This window comes from Terribacillus halophilus (assembly GCF_900101385.1).
GTDB lineage: Bacteria > Bacillota > Bacilli > Bacillales > Amphibacillaceae > Terribacillus > Terribacillus halophilus.
The window spans coordinates 206,473-226,988 of the sequence record NZ_FMZB01000003.1 but is presented as its reverse complement, the minus strand read 5'-3'; the positions used below and the strand labels follow the sequence as shown (position 1 = coordinate 226,988).

Annotated in this window: 20 protein-coding genes; all 20 read left to right on the top strand. The window is 46.5% G+C overall.

Annotated features, from left to right (window positions below; translation table 11 throughout):
- The first annotated feature begins 106 nt into the window (after positions 1-106).
- The 20 genes from smc (at position 107) to xerC (ending at position 20,504) form a co-directional block, all read left to right on the top strand.
- Positions 107-3,673, top strand: coding sequence for a chromosome segregation protein SMC (smc, locus tag BLQ53_RS07230; protein ID WP_093726625.1), 3,567 nt, complete (start codon positions 107-109; stop codon positions 3,671-3,673).
- 15 nt (positions 3,674-3,688) lie between these two features.
- On the top strand, positions 3,689-4,699 hold the full coding sequence (gene ftsY, locus BLQ53_RS07225; protein WP_093726624.1) for a signal recognition particle-docking protein FtsY: 1,011 nt from the start codon (positions 3,689-3,691) through the stop codon (positions 4,697-4,699).
- Positions 4,700-4,773: 74 nt separating this feature from the next.
- The gene (locus BLQ53_RS07220) at positions 4,774-5,100 is read left to right on the top strand and encodes a putative DNA-binding protein (protein ID WP_093726623.1); all 327 of its coding nucleotides are present in this window, start codon (positions 4,774-4,776) and stop codon (positions 5,098-5,100) included.
- 12 nt (positions 5,101-5,112) lie between these two features.
- The gene (ffh, locus tag BLQ53_RS07215) at positions 5,113-6,456 is read left to right on the top strand and encodes a signal recognition particle protein (protein ID WP_093726622.1); all 1,344 of its coding nucleotides are present in this window, start codon (positions 5,113-5,115) and stop codon (positions 6,454-6,456) included.
- A 79-nt stretch (positions 6,457-6,535) separates the two neighbouring features.
- Positions 6,536-6,808, top strand: coding sequence for a 30S ribosomal protein S16 (gene rpsP / locus BLQ53_RS07210; RefSeq protein WP_093726621.1), 273 nt, complete (start codon positions 6,536-6,538; stop codon positions 6,806-6,808).
- Positions 6,809-6,822: 14 nt separating this feature from the next.
- Complete coding sequence (locus tag BLQ53_RS07205) at positions 6,823-7,050, top strand: KH domain-containing protein (protein WP_093726620.1); 228 nt, start codon at positions 6,823-6,825, stop codon at positions 7,048-7,050.
- 71 nt (positions 7,051-7,121) lie between these two features.
- Positions 7,122-7,505, top strand: a complete 384-nt coding sequence (locus BLQ53_RS07200) for a YlqD family protein (RefSeq protein WP_093726619.1) — start codon at positions 7,122-7,124, stop codon at positions 7,503-7,505.
- A gap of 16 nt (positions 7,506-7,521) precedes the next feature.
- Positions 7,522-8,043 (top strand): ribosome maturation factor RimM, encoded by a 522-nt coding sequence (gene rimM, locus BLQ53_RS07195; protein ID WP_093726618.1) that lies wholly within the window; start codon positions 7,522-7,524, stop codon positions 8,041-8,043.
- Positions 8,040-8,768 carry a tRNA (guanosine(37)-N1)-methyltransferase TrmD gene (trmD, locus tag BLQ53_RS07190; protein WP_093726617.1) on the top strand — a complete coding sequence of 243 codons (729 nt, stop codon included), beginning with the start codon at positions 8,040-8,042 and terminating at the stop codon, positions 8,766-8,768. Before rimM ends, trmD begins: the two co-directional genes overlap by 4 nt.
- Before the next feature lie 128 nt (positions 8,769-8,896).
- The gene (rplS, locus tag BLQ53_RS07185; RefSeq protein ID WP_093726616.1) at positions 8,897-9,241 is read left to right on the top strand and encodes a 50S ribosomal protein L19; all 345 of its coding nucleotides are present in this window, start codon (positions 8,897-8,899) and stop codon (positions 9,239-9,241) included.
- Positions 9,242-9,326: 85 nt separating this feature from the next.
- The gene (gene lepB / locus BLQ53_RS07180) at positions 9,327-9,884 is read left to right on the top strand and encodes a signal peptidase I (protein ID WP_093726615.1); all 558 of its coding nucleotides are present in this window, start codon (positions 9,327-9,329) and stop codon (positions 9,882-9,884) included.
- Between the two features lie 15 nt (positions 9,885-9,899).
- On the top strand, positions 9,900-10,754 hold the full coding sequence (gene ylqF / locus BLQ53_RS07175; protein ID WP_093726614.1) for a ribosome biogenesis GTPase YlqF: 855 nt from the start codon (positions 9,900-9,902) through the stop codon (positions 10,752-10,754).
- Positions 10,755-10,832: 78 nt separating this feature from the next.
- Positions 10,833-11,609 (top strand): ribonuclease HII, encoded by a 777-nt coding sequence (locus BLQ53_RS07170; RefSeq protein ID WP_212733358.1) that lies wholly within the window; start codon positions 10,833-10,835, stop codon positions 11,607-11,609.
- Positions 11,610-11,624: 15 nt separating this feature from the next.
- Positions 11,625-13,400 carry a hypothetical protein gene (locus tag BLQ53_RS07165; protein WP_093726613.1) on the top strand — a complete coding sequence of 592 codons (1,776 nt, stop codon included), beginning with the start codon at positions 11,625-11,627 and terminating at the stop codon, positions 13,398-13,400.
- The gene (locus BLQ53_RS07160) at positions 13,397-13,672 is read left to right on the top strand and encodes an EscU/YscU/HrcU family type III secretion system export apparatus switch protein (protein WP_093726612.1); all 276 of its coding nucleotides are present in this window, start codon (positions 13,397-13,399) and stop codon (positions 13,670-13,672) included. The genes BLQ53_RS07165 and BLQ53_RS07160 overlap by 4 nt, the downstream gene beginning before the upstream one ends.
- A 201-nt stretch (positions 13,673-13,873) precedes the next feature.
- The gene (sucC, locus tag BLQ53_RS07155) at positions 13,874-15,034 is read left to right on the top strand and encodes an ADP-forming succinate--CoA ligase subunit beta (protein WP_093726611.1); all 1,161 of its coding nucleotides are present in this window, start codon (positions 13,874-13,876) and stop codon (positions 15,032-15,034) included.
- A gap of 16 nt (positions 15,035-15,050) precedes the next feature.
- On the top strand, positions 15,051-15,953 hold the full coding sequence (gene sucD / locus BLQ53_RS07150) for a succinate--CoA ligase subunit alpha (protein WP_093726610.1): 903 nt from the start codon (positions 15,051-15,053) through the stop codon (positions 15,951-15,953).
- Between the two features lie 61 nt (positions 15,954-16,014).
- Positions 16,015-16,911 carry a DNA-processing protein DprA gene (gene dprA, locus BLQ53_RS07145; RefSeq protein ID WP_170829607.1) on the top strand — a complete coding sequence of 299 codons (897 nt, stop codon included), beginning with the start codon at positions 16,015-16,017 and terminating at the stop codon, positions 16,909-16,911.
- A gap of 152 nt (positions 16,912-17,063) precedes the next feature.
- Positions 17,064-19,145, top strand: a complete 2,082-nt coding sequence (gene topA, locus BLQ53_RS07140; protein WP_093726608.1) for a type I DNA topoisomerase — start codon at positions 17,064-17,066, stop codon at positions 19,143-19,145.
- 450 nt (positions 19,146-19,595) lie between these two features.
- Positions 19,596-20,504, top strand: a complete 909-nt coding sequence (xerC, locus tag BLQ53_RS07135; protein ID WP_093726607.1) for a tyrosine recombinase XerC — start codon at positions 19,596-19,598, stop codon at positions 20,502-20,504.
- Positions 20,505-20,516 lie beyond the last annotated feature (12 nt).

Here is a 20,516-nt window from a genome sequence, read left to right as displayed (position 1 = left end):
CCTATTATGTACCCTTAGTTTATGATAAAATAAATAAGTTAAAAACAAAAGTGAAATCAATGACATTGCAGAAACAAGCATAAAGCTTTTATATAGGAGAATGAGTATGTTCCTGAAACGATTAGAAACCGTCGGATTCAAATCATTTGCTGAAAAAGTGACACTGGATTTCGTGCCGGGTGTAACAGCAGTGGTAGGGCCGAATGGGAGCGGGAAAAGTAATATAACCGATGCCATCCGCTGGGTATTAGGCGAGCAGTCGGCAAAAAGTCTGCGCGGATCCAAGATGGAAGATATCATCTTCCAGGGAAGTGATACGAGAAAAGCACTGAATGTAGCGGAAGTGACACTCGTATTGGACAATGCTGATCAGACGTTACCGCTGGAGTATCAGGAAGTGAGTGTTACCAGAAGGGTGTTCCGTTCTGGGGAGAGTCAATTTTTGATCAATAACCAAAGCTGCCGTCTGAAGGATATCATCGATTTGTTCATGGGATCAGGGTTGGGCCGGGAAGCCTTTTCGATCATAAGCCAAGGTAAAGTGGAGGAAATCCTGAATTCAAAACCTGAGGAGCGACGATCGATCTTTGAAGAAGCTGCCGGTGTATTGAAATACAAACAGCGAAAGAAAAAAGCAGAATATAAATTAGCCGAAACGCAGGAAAATTTGAACCGAGTGGAAGATATCACGTATGAAATCGAAGGCCAGCTTGAACCGTTGCGTGAACAGGCCGCCATCGCAAAAGACTTTTTGGAGAAAAAAGCACAGCTGAAAGATATCGAAATCGGATTGCTTGTTGCCGAAATCGAGCAATTACATAAGGAATGGCAAGCCGTACTACAGGAGCTTGAGGTAAATAAGCACAAGATGGAAAGTCAGAAACAATCGATCAATGAGAAAGAGCAGCTGCTGGAGTCTGATAAAACGGAATTGCAAGCATTGGATGCTTCCATTGATGAGTTGCAGGCATCCTTACTCATCGTCACGCAGGAATTGGAAAATCTAGAAGGCAAGAAACAATTGCTGAACGAACGATCCAAGCATCTGGCCGAAAACAAGGAGAAGCTAAAGAAGGATACAGGGCAGCTCGAAAGTACCCTCCAGCAGCAAAAGAAACAGCTGGAGCAGGAACAAGCTGCACTGACTGCATTGGATACAGAAAATAAAGCGATCAAGTCGGATTTGCGTACCTTGGACAAGCAGCTGTCTCGTACACAGGAAGATTTGAGTGAGCAAATCGAGGAAAAGAAAAGTGATTATATCGATTTGCTGAATGAACAAGCTGCCAAACGAAATGAAACCAATTCACTGAAACAACAGCTCACTGGAATTGATGCGAAAAAGGAACGTCAGCGTACGAAATATAAGGATGTCGTTCTGAATCGAGACGAAATCAGTGAGAAGCGAGACCAGCTGGCTGCAAGTTTAGCAGAAGCTACTGCCAGCAGGGAGCAAGCTGAGGAAAAAGCCGATTCACTTCGAACCGAAGCAGCGAAAAAACGAGAGCAGTACCAGGAAGCACAGAGCAGATTGTACACTGGCTACCAGCATATCGAGAAACTGCGTTCCAAGCAGGAGATGCTGCAAGAAATGAAAGAAGAGTACCAAGGCTTCTTCCAAGGAGTCAAAGCAGTCCTAAAAGCACGGCAGGAAGAAAAGCTTGGGGGCATCGAAGGAGCTGTCATCGAATTGATCGATGTCCCATCAGCATATGTGACTGCTATGGAAACAGCCCTTGGCGGTCAAGCGCAGCACATCGTGGTCGATACAGAAGCGAGTGCACGTCAGGCCATCAACTGGCTGAAGCAGACGTCTAACGGCCGGGCAACATTCTTGCCGTTAACATCGATTCAGCCGAAGCAGATTCCGGGGAATGTATTGGCTAACGCTTCCAATCGGGAAGGATATGTTGGTGTTGCAGCAGATTTAATCAGGGTGGACCCTGCTTACAAACCGGCAGTGGATTTCCTTTTAGGCAATGTGGTCATTGCAGAAGACCTTCAGCATGCCAATGCGATTGCTGCTAGCTTGGGTAGAAGGTATCGAGTCGTTACACTTACCGGTGATGTGGTGAACCCAGGGGGATCGATGACCGGAGGGGCGCAAAAACGCAACAGTCAGTCCCTGTTCACCAGGGAAAAGGAAATGCAGGAAGTAACGGAGAAACTATCCGATTTTCAAGCAAGAACCGAAGTTTTCGAACGAAAAGTTGCACAGCTGAAAGAAGAACTCCAGCAATTGGAGGCTTCAGCAGAAGAAACGCGTCATAGTTTGAAACAGCTTCAGGAAGCAGAGCAGGAACTTCAGGCTGCATATACCGAAACGAGCATTCGCTTTATGCATGCCAATGACAATCTTACAATGTATGATCAGGATAACGCCCAGTATGATGCAGAACGGGAAGAAGTCGAGAAACGTATGGAGCAGCTTCAGGCTGAACTTTCCGATTTGGATGAGCAGCTTCAGGAAATACAGCAGGAAATCAGCGAGCTGACCAAAGCCCACCAGGCTTGGCAGCAGACAAAGGAGACCAAACGAAAAGAGCAGCAAGCCCTTCAGATACGTTCTGCAGAAAGTCTTGCCAAGCTTGAGAATCAGCAGCAGCGACTGGCTGAACTTACAAATCAGTTGGAAGAGACCGAGCTGAAATACGAAGAGCAGCAGCAATTATTGCAGCAGATGACGGAAGTGTCCGAAAAAGGCCAGACGGAGGAAGAGATCATTGAGCTGATCAAGGTGAAACAACTGCATAAGCAGCAGACAACGACTTTAATCGAGGAGCGCAAAACCGAGCGCCAGGAGCGTCATGACCGGGTGCAGCAAGAGGAGCTTTCTGTCAAGGAAGCAAATCGTCTCCATCAGAACCTGGTGCAGCAAGTTCAAGATCAGGAGGTCCGTTCAAACCGCCTGGATGTGGAGCTCGAGAATCGTTTGATGAATTTGCAGCAAAGCTATTCCTTGACCTTTGAGAAAGCACTGGCTACATTTGGAAGAGCGGAAGATATCGAAACTGCCCAAACTGAAGTGAAGCTTATCAAACGTGCCATTTCTGAACTCGGCACAGTCAATGTAGGGGCGATTGAAGAGTTTGATCGGATCAACGAAAGATACAGCTTCCTTACCGAACAGAAGGATGACCTTTATCAAGCAAAAGCGACGCTGCTTGCTGTCATCGATGAAATGGATGGAGAGATGAAGCGGCTTTTCGAGGACGTCTTTACGAAAATCAAAGCCGAATTCACGGAAGTATTCCGTTCCCTCTTCGGCGGGGGGCATGCAGAGCTCAAGCTGACCGATTCTGGTAATCTGCTGGAGACAGGGGTCGATATCATCGCCCAGCCACCTGGCAAAAAGCTGCAGAATCTAGGTCTGCTTTCAGGGGGGGAGCGTGCTTTGACAGCAATTGCTTTACTGTTTTCCATCTTGCGGGTAAGACCTGTTCCTTTCTGTATCCTGGATGAGGTGGAAGCAGCACTGGATGATGCAAACGTCAGCCGCTTTGCCCAATATATGAAGCAATTCAGTGAAAAGACCCAGTTCATTGCGATAACCCACAGAAAGGGTACAATGGAGGAAGCCGACGTTCTTTATGGCGTGACGATGCAGGAATCTGGAGTCTCAAGGCTCGTGTCTGTCCGCTTGGAAGATGCACCTGAACTAGTAAAGGTATAAGAAAGGAAGAACAAAATGAGTTTTTTTCAGAAACTGAAAAATAGATTCTCCAACACCAATAACGAAACAGAAGAAAAAACACCCGAAAAATACAAGGAAGGTCTCAAGAAGACACGTTTTTCCTTCTCCGAGCGGATGAATAATCTGATGGCGCGCTATCGGAAAGTTGATGAGGATTTCTTCGAAGAATTGGAAGAAGTATTGATCGCTTCTGATGTCGGTGTCAACACCGTAATGGATTTGGTGGATGAGCTTCGGATGGAAGCAAAGCGCCGGAATATCAAGGACAGCAGTCAACTGAAGGATGTCATTTCTGAAAAACTGGTTGAAATCTACCAAGGGGATGCAGATGAACAGCCGCAGAGACTGCATGTCAATGAAGATGGGCTTACAATTTACTTGTTTGTCGGGGTCAATGGTGTTGGAAAAACGACTAGTATCGGTAAGTTGGCATATAAGCTGAAGCAAGAAGGCAAAAAAGTCGTCATGGCGGCTGGAGATACATTCCGTGCTGGTGCGATCGAGCAGCTGCAAGTATGGGGAGAGCGTACTGGTGTCGAAGTGATCCGCCATAATGCCGGCAGTGATCCGGCAGCCGTCATCTATGATGGGATCAAAGCGGCACAAGCACGCGGTGCAGATGTCCTTCTGTGTGACACTGCGGGTCGATTGCAGAATAAAGTGAATCTGATGAACGAGCTGAACAAAGTGCATCGTGTCATCGAACGCGAGGTTCCAGGTGCGCCGCATGAAGTATTGCTGGTCCTTGATGCGACGACGGGACAGAATGCACTCGCACAGGCGAAGACATTCCAGGAAACTGCGAAAGTATCTGGAATCGTTCTGTCTAAGCTGGATGGAACAGCCAAGGGTGGTATTGTCCTGGCAATTCGGAATGAAATGCAGATCCCGGTCAAATTCGTCGGACTTGGTGAACAGATGGAGGACTTGCAAGAGTTCGATCCAAATGCCTTCGTGTACGGCTTATTCGCTGACTTGATGCAGGAAGAGGAGCAGGCGGAGTAGCAGTTTCTTGACAGCTGCACTCACGTTTGGCTACAATTTTGTAAAGGCATTTCACTTAACAAGGGGTGCAGCGCATGTTAGAGAAAACGACTCGCATGAATTATTTATTTGATTTTTATCAGGCACTGCTTACGCCGAAGCAGCGAAGTTATATGGAAATGTATTATTTGGAGGATTTATCACTGGGGGAAATTGCCGAATCATTCGATGTATCCCGCCAGGCAGTCTATGATAATATAAGGCGCACCGAAGCGATGATCGAGAGCTACGAAAAAAAACTGCATCTATATGATCGTTTCAAGGAGAGGAGTGCACTGCTGGATGAATTGGAAGTAGTATTCGATTCCGATAATCAGGCTGGTGCAAAGAATCTGATCCAAAAGATAAAAGAATTAGATTAGGAGGTCGATTCCATGGCATTTGAAGGATTAGCCGACCGACTGCAGAGTACGATACAGAAAATACGCGGGCGCGGTAAAGTTACAGAACAAGATGTAAAAGAAATGACAAGGGAAGTAAGACTTGCGCTCTTGGAAGCAGACGTTAACTTCAAAGTTGTCAAGCAGCTTATCAATAAAATCAAAGAACGGGCTGTCGGTCAGGAAGTGATGGAGAGCCTTACACCTGGTCAGCAGGTCATCAAGGTCGTCCAGGAAGAGCTGACGCAGCTCATGGGCGGGGAGCAAAGCAAGATTGCTGTCGCAGACAGGCCGCCGACCGTCATCATGATGGTCGGGTTGCAAGGTGCAGGTAAAACGACAACAACAGGGAAACTTGCGAATCTTCTGCGTAAAAAGCATAACCGGAATCCATTACTCGTAGCTGCGGACGTCTATCGTCCAGCTGCCATCGATCAGCTTGAGACACTTGGCAAACAGTTGAATCTGCCGGTATTCTCCATGGGTACGGATGCGAATCCTGTTGATATTGCCAACGAGGCAATCAAGAAAGCCAAAGAAGAACACCATGATTATGTCATCATCGATACAGCCGGTCGTCTGCACGTAGATGAAAAACTGATGGATGAATTGACGCAGATCAAGACGGATGTGAAACCAGCAGAAATTTTCCTTGTCGTCGATGCGATGACTGGTCAGGACGCAGTGAACGTTGCCGAAAGCTTTGATGATCAACTCGATATTTCAGGGGTGGTCTTGACCAAGCTTGATGGTGATACACGAGGCGGAGCCGCACTATCCATCCGTGCTGTAACCGGGAAACCGATCAAATTTGTCGGTATGGGTGAGCGCACAGATCAGCTGGAAGCCTTCCATCCTGAACGGATGGCATCCCGTATCCTTGGGATGGGCGATGTGCTTTCTCTGATCGAGAAAGCACAAGAAAATGTGGATGAGAAGCAAGCTCGCGATTTGGAAGAAAAAATGCGCAGCATGAGCTTTACATTTGATGATTTCCTGGAGCAGATGAGCCAGGTAAAGAAAATGGGGCCGCTTGATGACTTATTGAGCATGCTTCCTGGTGCAGGCAAGATGAAAAATATGAAGAACGTCCAGCTGGATGAGAAGCAGCTCGTGCATGTGGAGGCCATCATTCAATCGATGACACGCAAGGAGCGGCAAGAGCCCTCTTTGATTAATGCCAGCCGCAAGAAACGGATTGCAAAAGGCTCTGGTCGCAGCGTATCCGAAGTCAATCGTCTGCTGAAACAATTCGAAGATATGAAGAAAATGATGAAGCAAATGACGAACATGCAAAAGGGCAAAAAAGGGCGCGGAATGAAATTTCCTTTTATGTAATGTAAAAACCCTTTACAGTGTTTATTTAATCTGATACAATCATATCTTGTGAGAAACATTATTTTGGAGGTGCAACAACATGGCAGTTAAAATTCGTCTAAAACGTATGGGTTCTAAAAGAAACCCTTTCTATCGTGTGGTAGTTGCTGATTCTCGTTCTCCTCGTGATGGACGTATTATCGAGCAAATCGGAACATATAATCCTACAGTTAACCCAGCTGAGGTTAAAATGGATGAAGTGAAAGCACTCGACTGGATGGCTAAAGGTGCGAAGCCAAGCGACACTGTTCGCAACCTTTTCTCTAACGAAGGAATCATGCAAAAGTTCCACGATTCAAAAAACCAGAAGTAAAGGGCTGATCGATTCTGAAAGCACTAATTGAAGCGATGGTTGCTCCGCTTGTTGATTTTCCCGAGCAGATCGTCGTACGTCAAAGGGAAGAGCAGCAAAAGGTCATCTATCAGCTTCAAGTGCATGAATCTGATATTGGCAAGGTGATCGGCAAGGACGGACGCAATGCACGTGCCCTGCGCACAGTGCTGCGCGCCGCGGCTGACGATCACAAAAAACGCATTTATTTGGACATATGTTAAAAGGGAGAGGGAAACCTTTCCCTTTTTTACCATGTCAAAAAAGCTTTGTCAGCAGAAAGCCGGGGTGTCCGATGAAGATAATCAGAAGCTTGCGCGTCGATGAAGTAATCACTGAATCCAGCAAAACAGCCATCAGAGAACGTCTTCAAAGATCGGCGCATCAACTTGACCAAGAGTGTCAACAGCTGTTATTCGAGAAACGAAAACTCGAAAAGAAACAAGGTGTATCCAAACAGGACGTACACAGGCGTTTCCAAGCAGAAATCCGGAAGCGGGAGGAAAAGGCGGCTTCGATCGCTTTCCAGCTCACGCAGCTGGACGTGCTGCCAATCGGCAGCGAAATCATGATCCAAGAGGTTGAAGCTCTTGTTGAGGTTGAAGTAGGCATGAAGTGGGACGAGCTTACAACGCAGAAAATCGTCATCCAAGATGGCATTGTCATCCGGATAGAATAATGAAGGTGATTATACAATGGAAATGAAAATGTTTAACGTAGGAAAAGTTGTCAATACCCATGGCGTTGCAGGAGAGGTCAGGGTCGTTCGGATCACGGATTTCGATGAACGATTTGAACCGGGCGAGGAATTGTATTGGTTCCAGGATGAGAACAGTAAGCCACAAAAGCTGATTGTGAAAACACATAGAAAACATAAAACGTTTGATTTGCTCACTTTCCAAGGGTACACCTCCATCAATCAAGTGGAAGCATTCAAAGGCGGTATCCTGAAGGTACGCGAGGATCAGCTGGGAGACTTGGAAGAAAATGAGTTTTATTACCATGAAATCATCGGCTGCACAGTTGAGACAGTTGATGGGGAAACGCTGGGAAAGGTAAAGGAAATCCTTTCCCCGGGCGCAAATGATGTATGGGTTGTACAACGCCCGAAACAAAAAGATTTGCTGGTGCCGTATATCGAGCCGGTCGTCAAACAGATTGATGTCGATAGCAAGCGTATTGTGATCGAACCGATGGAAGGATTGCTGGACCTATGAAAATTGATATTCTGACACTATTTCCCGAGATGTTTGCAGGGGTGCTGCAGCATTCCATCCTGAAACGTGCACAAGATCTTGGGGCTTTTCAGCCGAATCTCGTGAACTTCCGGGAATTCACGACCAACAAACATAAAAAAGTCGACGACTATCCATATGGTGGTGGAGCTGGTATGGTTTTGGCGCCTCAGCCGATATTCGATGCAATCGAGCACGTGACCGAAGGATCTGCTAAGCCGCGTGTCATTCTCCTGTGTCCGCAAGGCGAGACATTTAATCAGAAGAAGGCAGAGGAACTAGCGAAAGAAGAACATCTTATCTTCATTTGCGGTCATTATGAAGGATATGATGAACGTATTCGTGAGAAGCTTGTGACGGATGAAATTTCCATCGGGGACTATGTCCTGACTGGCGGGGAAATCGGCGCCATGGCAGTGATCGACAGTGTTGTCCGACTTTTGCCGGATGTATTGGGCAATGCATCATCTGCTCCGGAAGACTCTTTTTCCACCGGCCTGTTGGAACATCCGCATTATACACGTCCTGCCGACTTCCGCGGCATGCAAGTGCCTGAAGTCCTCACATCAGGTGATCATGGCAAAATCGAAGCTTGGCGCCGGGAACAATCACTTTACCGGACAGCTACGAGAAGACCCGATCTCCTTGTCGATGCAGAACTTACCGATAAAGAGCAGGAACTAGTGAAAAAGTGGCAAAAAGATTAAATAATACTTTGAATTCATGATGTAAATATGATATATTTAATGCTGTGCTTACAAAGGTAAGTGCCATATTACGATGTTCCGCTGTCGCGTTTGCGAGGATGAGCATTGGTGAGAAGGAGTTGAACAGAATGCAGGAATTAATTCATGACATTACAAAAGAACAGCTTCGCGCTGATCATCCTGAATTCCGTGCTGGAGATACGGTTAAAGTTCACGTTAAAGTAGTAGAGGGTACACGTGAGCGTATCCAGGTATTCGAAGGTGTCGTTATCAAACGGCAAAACGGTGGAATTTCAGAAACTTTCACAGTACGTAAGATTTCTTCAGGCGTTGGTGTGGAACGTACTTTCCCAGTACACAGCCCACGTTTGGATAAAATCGAAGTAAGCCGTCGTGGTAAAGTACGTCGTGCGAAACTTTATTACCTACGTAAACTTCGCGGAAAAGCTGCTCGTATCAAAGAAATCCGCTAAGTACCAGAAAAGAGAGCTTGCTTCGTCAAGCTCTTTTTTTGCTATATAAACTAAATGGATCTACTAAACAATTGGAGGCTTATAGATGGCCAAAAAGAAAAATGAGTGGCTGGACTGGCTGAAGGCTTTGATCATCGCAGTCATCATTGCGGTGGTCGTTCGGATGTTCCTGTTTGCTCCGATTGTAGTCGACGGACCTTCCATGCAGCCGACCTTGCATGACAATGATTTCATGATTGTGAATAAGATCAATTATCGCTTCGGTGAACCAGAACGGAAGGACATCATTGTCTTTCATGCAACTGAATCGAAGGATTATATCAAACGTGTAATCGGTGTGCCGGGAGATCATGTCGAGATGATCGATGATACATTGTATATTAACGGTGAAATCGTGGAGGAGCCTTATTTGGAAAGTGAGAAAGCCTCACTTACGGATGGCGGCAATTTGACGAATGATTTCACACTTGAAGATTTGCCGGGCAATTACGAGGAGATCCCAGAAGGCTACGTACTCGTACTCGGGGATAATCGCAGAAATTCAACCGACAGCAGATACATCGGCTTAATACCGGAAGAGCAGATTGTCGGAAAAGTACAGCTGACGTTCTGGCCGCTGGATCGCATCGGTCTGACAAAATAGGAGGAACATATTCTCGTGACGATTCAATGGTTTCCCGGCCACATGGCCAAAGCTAGAAGAGAAGTAGAAGAAAAACTAAAGCTCGTGGACTTTGTCATCGAGCTGGTGGATGCAAGGGCACCTGAAGCATCACAAAATCCGATGCTCCGGAAAGTGCTCGGCAATAAACCGAAGATGGTTGTACTTATGAAAAAAGACTTGGCGGATAAATCGGTAACCGACGCTTGGATCCACCATTATGAGGAGCAAGGCACACCGGCTCTTGCAGTCAATGCAGATGAAAAAGGGGATATCCAAAGTGTCATCCAGCGCGCACACGATATGCACGCTGCCAAACGGGAAAAATGGAAGCGTAAAGGCGTGCAGAATCCACCGCCAGGCAGGGCAATGATCATCGGTATTCCGAATGTCGGAAAATCGACGCTCATAAACCGTCTTGCAAGTAAAAAAATTGCCAAGACAGGCGATCGTCCTGGGGTAACGACACAGCAGCAATGGATCAAAGTGAAAAAAGATTTCGAACTGCTCGATACGCCGGGTATCCTCTGGCCGAAATTCGAAGATCCGCAGGTTGGTCTTGTCCTTGCTGCCATCGGTACAATCAAAGACCAGATCCTGCCGATGGAAGAAGTGGCGACTTTCATCCTTGCTTATTTGAAAGAGCACTATCCAAAGCAATTGGCAGAAAGATATGCGATTGAGGATATCTCCATGGATACAGTCGATATGTTCACACATATCGGGCGATTCAGAGGTGCACTTGAAGCCGGCGGTGCCATCAATTATGAAAAGACTTACGACATCATCATTCGTGATCTCCGCAGCAAACGGATAGCGAATGTAACATTCGAAAAGCCAGAAACGGAATGAACGGACATACATATATCTTTATGTATGTCTTTATTTTTTGCATGCATAACCGATAAATAGAGAAAAGGGAGATTGTTCATGAAAGATGCAATGACGATTCAGCAAATACGCGTCTGTTTGCAGGACGGTACATATTCAGACGAGATGCTCTCCTCCTGGCAAGAGGATCATCGTGCAGGTGTCCAAAAACTCATGGAAACACATAGACGAAAAGTGGAGAAGGAAAAAGAACTTCGCGAACGATACAATCAGATGTCCAGCTTCGAAAATGACAGCTATGAACAAGGAAAGCGTTACATTGCTGGTATAGACGAAGCAGGCAGGGGACCCCTTGCAGGACCAGTCGTTGCAGCTGCGGTGATTTTGCCCAAAGATGGCTACATAGCAGGTTTGAATGATTCCAAACAGCTGAGCGAGCTGAAAAGGGAAGCATTGTATGATCAAATCATCGATACATGCATCGCCTTTGGTGTCGGAATCGTGGACAGTCAAAGAATTGACGAAGTAAATATCTATCAAGCTGCTAAACAAGCAATGCTGGAAGCTGTCGCAGCGATGGAATGCCAGCCGGATCATGTGCTGGTGGATGCCATGCCGCTTGCAGAATTGGCTTGTACCCATGAATCGCTGATCAAAGGAGATCAGCGGAGTGTTTCGATTGCAGCAGCAAGTATAATTGCGAAAGTGACACGGGACCGTTTGATGAAAGAAGCCGATATACAATATCCAGGCTATGGGTTCAAAGATAATATGGGTTATGGAACAAAGCAGCATCTGGAAGCATTGCATAAACAAGGTATCACACCTCTGCATCGAATGAGTTTTGCACCTGTCAAGGAACTTTCCCGCGTCTAAGAAAGAAGGGATATCATGCATCATTTATCCATTCAAGGGTCAATCGGATTACCGCCTGCCATACACCCGCAGCAGGAGAAAAGATTTCAGCTGGGTGAGATCGTTACCGGCAGGATAAATAAGTTTTTTCCAGATAACAAAGCACTGCTGCAAATCGGTGCCAAGCAAGTCATAGCAGAATTGCAGACAGCATTATCCGCAGGCGGCACTTACTGGTTTGAAGTGAAAGAAGGCGGCGAGCGCCCTCTATTACAGGTTCTCCCGCATGTTTCAGGAAAGCAGGCGAGTGTGTCACAGCTGATAGAGCTTGCCGGCAATAAGCCGAATAAAACGAATACAAGCTTTGTGGAAGGCTTGTTGAAACAGCAGACGTCCTTTACAATGCCGCAGCTGAAACAAGCCCTGATCCTTCTGCAGCAAACAGATTTGCAGCCCTTGGAGGCTAGGAAAGACGCGCTCCAGCTCATCATGAATCGGCAGCTGCCTGTGACAGAGAATGTTTTGCAGGCAATCGCGGCTCGTCAGACACAGGATATGACAGCCACTCTGAATCAGCTGACCAATAATTTGACTGCTGAAAGTGACAGCGCAACGCCGCTCAAGCAAATACTGGCTAAGCTTTCACCCGATGGACCTGCAGTCAACGAGCAGCATCTGATACAGCGGATCACCCAGGAAGCTAAGATGGGCAAACAGGATTTGTACTTGGCTATCCGTCCGTCTTTTTCAACCAGTGCACCATCTTTTGATGCATGGCAGAAAGAGTGGCTTGCATTTGAGAGACAATGGACTGATACCGGAAATATTCATCCACAATCCGTAACCGAGTCAGGCAAATTGCCGACAAGAACGGCAGTAACGTTACCATACGCTGCTCTACTGGATACTTTCATGGGTGAGTTGCAAGGTGTTGGTAAATATACTGCAGCATCTCAGGATAGTCTGCAGACCACCCTTGGGACAGTAAGACAGCTGCTCAGCATGTTTCCAGAGCGTGCGCTTCCGGAACATATCGCTGGTAATCTGCGTAATTCATTGGAAACTTTACAATCGGTCCCCCTGGTCCGGGACATGCACAGTCAGCTCTTGAAAGGGAGCATCGACAACGAGCAGTTATTGGTGAAGACAACAGAATTGCTGCAGATGCTGCAAGCTTCGAGTAAGAATGAGCAGAGTAAGGATGGAGCTTTTTTCAAACAAATGATGCAGGATATCTTCCGGCAAGTCGGGTATTCATTCGAACATGATATAAAAGAAGCAAATACTGCGGAACTACCACTGAAAGGCTTGCTGCTGCAACATGCAGCGCATGGTGCTGAAAAGGCGGAGCTGCCTGCTCAGCTTCTCCAGCAAATCACCGGAAGCCAACTGCTTCAAGTGCATGATGAAAAGCAGATGGCCTACATCCAGCTCCAGCTACCTGGAGCACCTTTTGGATTCGATAAAGATCTGCTGATGGAACTTGAAGGAAGAAAAGAGGATAATGGAAAAATATCCTCTGATCACTGCAGGATTTTGTTTTACTTGCATTTACCGATTTTGAACGACATGGTTGTCGATATGTATATACAGAAGAAAGCAGTCAATCTGCATATTTATACAGAAACTGAAAAAACAGAGCAAGTGATGCGCCCGCTTCAGCATAAGCTGAAATCTGCACTGGAGGCGAGCGGCTATCATCTGTCATCTATTAAGTACACTGTCAGCGCTGAAGCCAAGGAATCAAATCACATCAGTACCGGTTTGGTGGCTGATTTATCTGAACAGAAAGGTGTCGATTATCGTATATGACCGATAAGAAGAACATACGGCAAGCAGCTGCTTTGAAATATGACGCTGCCAAACGCCAAGCACCTGTCCTCACGGCAAGCGGCCAAGGCTTGACAGCAGAGGCAATCATAAAACGGGCGACAGATAATGGGGTGCCAATCCAGCAAGATCCGGCATTGGTTGGCCTATTGTCTGAACTGGAAGTAAATGAAATGATTCCAGCCGATCTTTATGACGCGGTAGCCGAAGTTTTCGCTTTCATTTATCAAGCAGACAAGCAGGCAGGAAAATAAGCGTCCGAAAAGCCGGACGCTTATTCCATAAATTCTCTTATGAAAGCATTTTCATACACTTTCCCAGGAAGCGGCACCTTCTTCTTAATCTTTTGTTATAAGTTTTATGTAGATTCTGTCTTTTCTATAGTTTTTGGTAGACTTTTGCAGAAGTAATCGTTTACAATAGTCTTGCACGGAATCTGACGGGGAGGGTACAGAATGAATATTCATGAGTATCAAGGCAAAGAGGTTTTACGTGAATTTGGTGTGTCTGTTCCTGCTGGTAAAGTGGCATTCAGTGTCGAGGAAGCTGTGGAAGCAGCAGAGAGCCTGGGCACAAATGTATGCGTTGTCAAAGCGCAGATCCACGCCGGCGGACGCGGAAAAGCAGGCGGCGTTAAAGTCGCAAAAGGCTTGGATGAAGTTCGTACATATGCGGAGGAAATCTTAGGCAAGACGCTTGTGACGCATCAGACAGGCCCGGAAGGAAAAGAAGTGAAACGGCTTCTCATTGAAGAAGGCTGTGATATCCAAAAAGAATATTATATCGGTCTTGTTCTCGACCGCAGCACGTCCCGGGTCGTCATGATGGCGTCTGAAGAAGGCGGTACGGAGATCGAGGAAGTTGCAGCAGAGACACCGGAGAAGATTTTCCGGGAAACGATCGACCCTGTTGTCGGTTTGACTGGCTATCAAGCTAGAAGATTGGCATTTGCCATTAATATTCCGCCAGAATCATTGAATAAAGCTGTCGGTTTCATGATGAGCCTGTATCAGGCTTTCGTGGAGAAGGATTGTTCCATCGCTGAAATCAATCCGCTTGTAACAACTGGTGATGGTCAAGTACTGGCGCTGGATGCAAAACTGAACTTCGATGAAAATGCATTGTACAGACATAAAGATATCTTCGCACTCAGGGACTTGGATGAAGAAGATGAAAAGGAAATCGAAGCCTCCAAGCATGACTTGAGTTATATTTCCCTTGATGGGAATATCGGCTGTATGGTAAACGGGGCGGGTCTTGCCATGGCAACGATGGATATCATCAAGCATTATGGCGGTGATCCCGCTAACTTCCTCGATGTTGGTGGCGGTGCTACGACAGAGAAAGTAACCGAAGCCTTCAAGATCATTCTGGCTGATCAGAATGTAAAAGGTATTTTGGTCAATATTTTCGGAGGCATCATGAAATGTGACGTCATCGCTGAAGGTGTCATCGAAGCGTCCCGTCAAGTCGGATTGGACATTCCGCTTGTTGTGCGTTTGGAAGGGACGAATGTGGAGCAGGGCAAGAAGCTGCTTGATGAGTCCGGACTGAACATCACTTCAGCAGCGTCCATGGCAGATGCAGCAGAGAAAATCGTAGCACTTGTAAACTAACGGGGAGGTATGAATCATGAGTGTATTTATTAATAAGGATACAAGAGTACTCGTACAAGGTATTACTGGATCTACTGCGCTATTCCATACAAAGCAGATGATTGAATACGGCACCCGTATCGTTGCTGGTGTCACGCCGAAAAAAGGCGGTACCGAAGTGGAAGGTGTACCTGTTTATAATACAGTCAAGGAGGCCGTTCACGAAACCGGTGCCACTGCATCTGTCATCTATGTACCGGCAGCTTTTGCGGCCGATGCCATTTTGGAGGCGGTAGATGCCGAGCTTGACTTAGTTATCTGTATCACAGAGCACATTCCAGTCATGGATATGGTACGCGTCAAACGGGCGATGGAAGGCAAGAACACTAGATTGATTGGACCGAACTGCCCGGGTGTCATCACTCCTGAGGAATGCAAGATCGGTATCATGCCTGGATATATCCATAAGAAGGGGCATATCGGGGTCGTATCACGCTCCGGTACATTGACGTATGAGGCGGTGCATCAGCTCACACAGGCTGGCATCGGCCAGTCCACGGCTGTCGGAATCGGCGGAGATCCGGTCAACGGTACGGATTTCATCGATGTATTGAAGGCATTCAATGAAGACAGGGAAACGAAGGCTGTCATCATGATCGGGGAGATCGGCGGAACAGCGGAAGAAGAGGCAGCCGAATGGATCAGTCAAAATATGAATAAACCAGTCGTCGGCTTCATCGGCGGGGCGACAGCACCTCCAGGAAAGCGCATGGGTCATGCAGGTGCGATCATCTCCGGAGGGAAAGGCACAGCAGATGAAAAAATCAAGGTCCTGGAAGCTTGCGGTGTAAAAGTAGCGAACACACCAGCAGTTATGGGAGAGACTTTGATCGAGGTATTGAAAGAAAAAGGACTGTACGAAATCTGTCAAACGCACTAAGATGAAAGTGGGTCGATACTCGGCCCGCTTTCTTATCTTTTCAAAAGACAGGAGTGTAAATTTGGAGAAACGGAAAAGATTATTACTGCTGCACAGAGTACTGCGCGGGCGCCGTAAAACAATGCAGCGGATCCTCAGACTCGACCCTCAATTGGACAACCTTCTACATTCATCCTTCCATGAACTGATGATTCATTATCAGCTTCCTGAAACCTTTGCAGTCACTTTGTTCCATGAACTGCAGGAGGAAAGCCACATGAATGCGTTGGAACGCGACATGCAGAGTTTCCATACATTGACTTGCTTTGACGAAGATTACCCTGTTATCCTAAAGCACATTCCGGACCCGCCACTTGTCCTTTACGCAGCTGGCAGACTCGAACTGCTTGTAAAGCACCCGGCGATCAGTGTAGTCGGAACTCGTCGGCCTACAAAAGCGGCAGCAGCTAAAATTGCTTACCTGCTGGACCCCTTGGCAGCTGCCGGATGGACAATTGTGAGCGGAATGGCGAAAGGAATCGACAGTATGGCACATCATGCAGCGATTCGCAACGAAGGCAATACGATAGCAGTATTGGGAAGCGGTTTGCGCCAAATCTATCCGCGTTCTAATCAGCAGTTATTTGACTGCTTGGCGGCTGGGCAGCTTGTCCTCAGTGAGTACTATCCGGATCAGTACCCCAAACAGCACCATTTCCCGGAAAGAAACCGTATCATCAGCGGGCTCGGCTTTTGTACGCTTGTAATCGAAGCGAAAAAACAGAGTGGTTCGATGCATACAGTCATGCATGCATTGGAGCAAGGAAAGGATGTATTCGCTATACCTGGAGATCCACAAAAAGAGCAGACGGCGGGCTGTCATCAGATGATTTCAGATGGAGCCGGGATTATTTTCGAGCCAGGTCAGCTGCTTGACGAATGGGAGCATAATAAGTCGAAATGGCTACACTTTATATAGAAGAAACTAGCTTTTTTATGTATGTTCCGTTACAAGAAATAACAAATTATGTTTGACAAACGGAATATAAGTATTCAATAATAGGGAAGATTTATCGAACAGCTTCATATTAAAAGACAAACAGAAAAAGAAACCTCTTGGGAGGAAACAATATGGCAGATTATCTTGTAATCGTGGAATCTCCAGCAAAAGCGAAAACAATCGAACGCTATCTAGGAAAAAAATATAAAGTGAAAGCAAGTATGGGACATATCCGGGACTTACCGAAAAGTCAGATGGGTATCAACGTCGAGGAATCTTTTGAACCTCGTTACATTACGATCCGCGGCAAGGGACCTGTGCTTAAAGAATTGAAAAGCGCAGCAAAAAAAGTGAAGAAAGTATATCTCGCAGCCGACCCCGACCGTGAGGGAGAAGCAATAGCTTGGCACTTGGCACACAGCTTGAATATCGATGAAACTTCTCAGTGCAGGGTAGTTTTCAATGAAATCACGAAAGATGCGATCAAAGAATCATTCAAGCATCCTCGCAGTATCGATATGGATTTGGTTGATGCACAGCAGGCGCGCCGGATACTGGACCGGCTGGTAGGTTATAACATCAGTCCGCTGCTTTGGAAAAAAGTTAAGAAGGGCTTGAGTGCAGGCCGTGTCCAGTCTGTAGCCGTCAAAATGATCATGGATCGGGAAAATGAAATCAAAGAATTCATTCCAGAAGAATACTGGTCGATTGATGCCGCTTTCCAATCAGGCAAAAATAATTTTGAAGGTGCATTTTACGGAGTGGACGGGGAAAAGGTCGGTCTTGCTTCGGAAGAAGAAGTCAACGAAATCCTTGAAAAACTAAAAGGGAAAGACTTCCAAGTCGACAAAGTGAACAAACGGGAACGTAAACGTAACCCAGCAGCGCCATTCACGACATCTTCCCTTCAGCAGGAAGCAGCCCGGAAACTGAATTTCCGCGCCCGCAAAACGATGATGGTTGCACAGCAGCTCTATGAGGGAATTGACTTGGGCCGCAAAGAAGGCGGTATCACAGGTTTGATCACATATATGCGTACCGACTCCACTCGTATCTCCAATACGGCAAAAGAAGAATCGGCAAATTATATCAAAGAGACTTATGGAGAAGAGTTCCTTGGTTCTGGCGGTAAGAAAGCGAAACAAACGGAAGGTGCACAGGACGCCCACGAAGGTATCCGTCCGACATCTGCTTACCGTCACCCCGATAGTGTAAAGGCAATTCTGTCACGTGATCAGTTCAGACTGTATAAGCTTATCTGGGAACGCTTCATTGCAAGCCAGATGGCGCAGGCAGTGCTAGATACGATGACGGTGCATCTAGTCAATGAAGGCGTGGAGTTCCGTGCCACAGGATCCAAAGTCAAATTCAAAGGTTTCATGAAGGTATACGTGGAAGGTAATGATGATAACAAGAGTGAAAAAGATCGTCTTCTTCCGAATTTGGAAGAAGGAATGACAGTGAAGGCGGATGAGATTACACCAAATCAGCATTTCACACAGCCGCCTCCACGCTATACGGAAGCCCGGCTTGTACGCACGATGGAAGAGCAAGGAATCGGCCGACCATCCACATATGCACCGACATTGGACACCATCCAGCGCCGCGGCTATGTAACATTGGACAACAAACGCTTTGTTCCGACAGAATTAGGAGAAATCGTCATTGATATCTTGGAAGAATTCTTCCCTGAAATCATCGATCTGGAATTCACGGTGAAAATGGAAGAAGACCTTGACCATGTCGAGGAAGGCAAAACAGAGTGGGTTAAGATCATCGATGATTTCTATAAAGGATTCGATACACGCTTGGAAAAAGCCGAGCAGGAAATGGAAAAAATCGAGATACGCGATGAACCGGCTGGAATCGATTGCGAGGAATGCGGTCATGAGATGGTATACAAAATGGGGCGCTATGGAAAGTTCCTTGCATGTTCCAATTTCCCGGATTGCCGCAATACAAAACCAATTTTGAAAAAAATCGGCGTAACTTGCCCGAAATGTAAGGAAGGCGAAGTCGTCGAACGCAAATCGAAGAAAAACCGTGTGTTCTACGGCTGCGACCGTTACCCGGACTGTGACTTCCTCAGCTGGGATAAACCGATTTCCAGACCATGCCCGAAATGTGCTTCCATGCTGGTCGAGAAAAAGGCGAAAAAAGGAACCCAGATCACGTGTTCCAGCTGTGATTATAAAGAAGAAGTACAGCAGTGATACAATGGACTCCAGCTTGTAATAAGCTGGGGTTTTTTGTTTAAATTGTTAAGAGTCTGTGAAAATAGGAGTATAAAGCGAAAATGATTTGACACAGTTTTGTACGAGGTCTATAATAACGGATTGGAAAGGGATTTTGCTTGACACACTTGAGGGGGAGAATGCTGGAAGACTCAGGTAATATTTCAAAGGTTTCCTGTTGCAAAGAAGCACCGATCATCCTGCTGCAGGAGAGCCCCTTCGAAGTCTTGCATTTACGTATACAACAGTTAGGACTTCCATCCACTTAGCGACCTAATCAAGCAACGGACAAGCCAATGAAGTATAAGCACGGCATACTAAAGCCAATGCTGACCCCGATTCAGAATTTTTCCACAATTTGATTTCTAATGTTTGCTTCTCTGCTTGAAGTTATGTTAAGCTTTATACGCTTGAAGTGAGGCGATCAATTTGAAAAGAGCAGAACAGTACGTCCAAGAGTTCAAATCTTATTTGCAAGTAGAGAAGCATGCTTCTCCGCACACCGTATATTATTATCTGAATGATGTGAATTTTTTCCTGGAATTCCTTCTTTCAGAATCTATATCATTTGAACAAGCAGATCCTGCCGTGGTTCGCGTATTCCTCACTAAGCTATATGAGAAAAAGCTGTCAAGAAGGACTGTTTCGCGCAAGATATCCAGTCTGCGTTCTTTTTATAAGTTTCTGGAGCGGGAAGATGTTGTGGCGGCAAATCCGTTCTTGCGGCTCGTCCAGCCGAAGGCACCTGCTTATGTTCCGAGTTTCCTTTACGAACAGGAGTTAGAGAAACTGTTCGAGGCTTCGGATTTGGAAGCTCCTTTAGGACAGAGGGATCAAGCCATCCTCGAGTGCCTTTACGGAACAGGTATGCGTGTCAGTGAGTGTGCAGGTATTACGATTGATGACGTGGACTTATCTATCGGTACCGTCCTTGTACGAGGGAAGGGACGCAAGGAGAGGTATGTTCCGTTTGGCAGTTTCATGGAGAAAGCGTTTCGTAGATACTTACAGGACGGACGCGAGCGCCTTTTGGAGAAATCAAAGGAAGAAACCGGCAAACTGTTCTTGAACAGCCGGGGAAAACCGATTACGGAACGGGGGATACGTCTCATCCTGAATAAACTGGTTGAGCAGTCCGCTGTACATATGCACCTGCATCCGCACAAGCTGCGCCACACATTTGCCACGCACATGCTGAATGAAGGTGCTGATTTGCGTGCTGTGCAGGAACTGCTTGGTCACGAACATCTGTCATCCACGCAAATTTATACGCATGTGACGAAAGACCGACTGCGTACGATATATATGAATACCCATCCGAGAGCGAATCGGGAATAAAGGAGATGGATA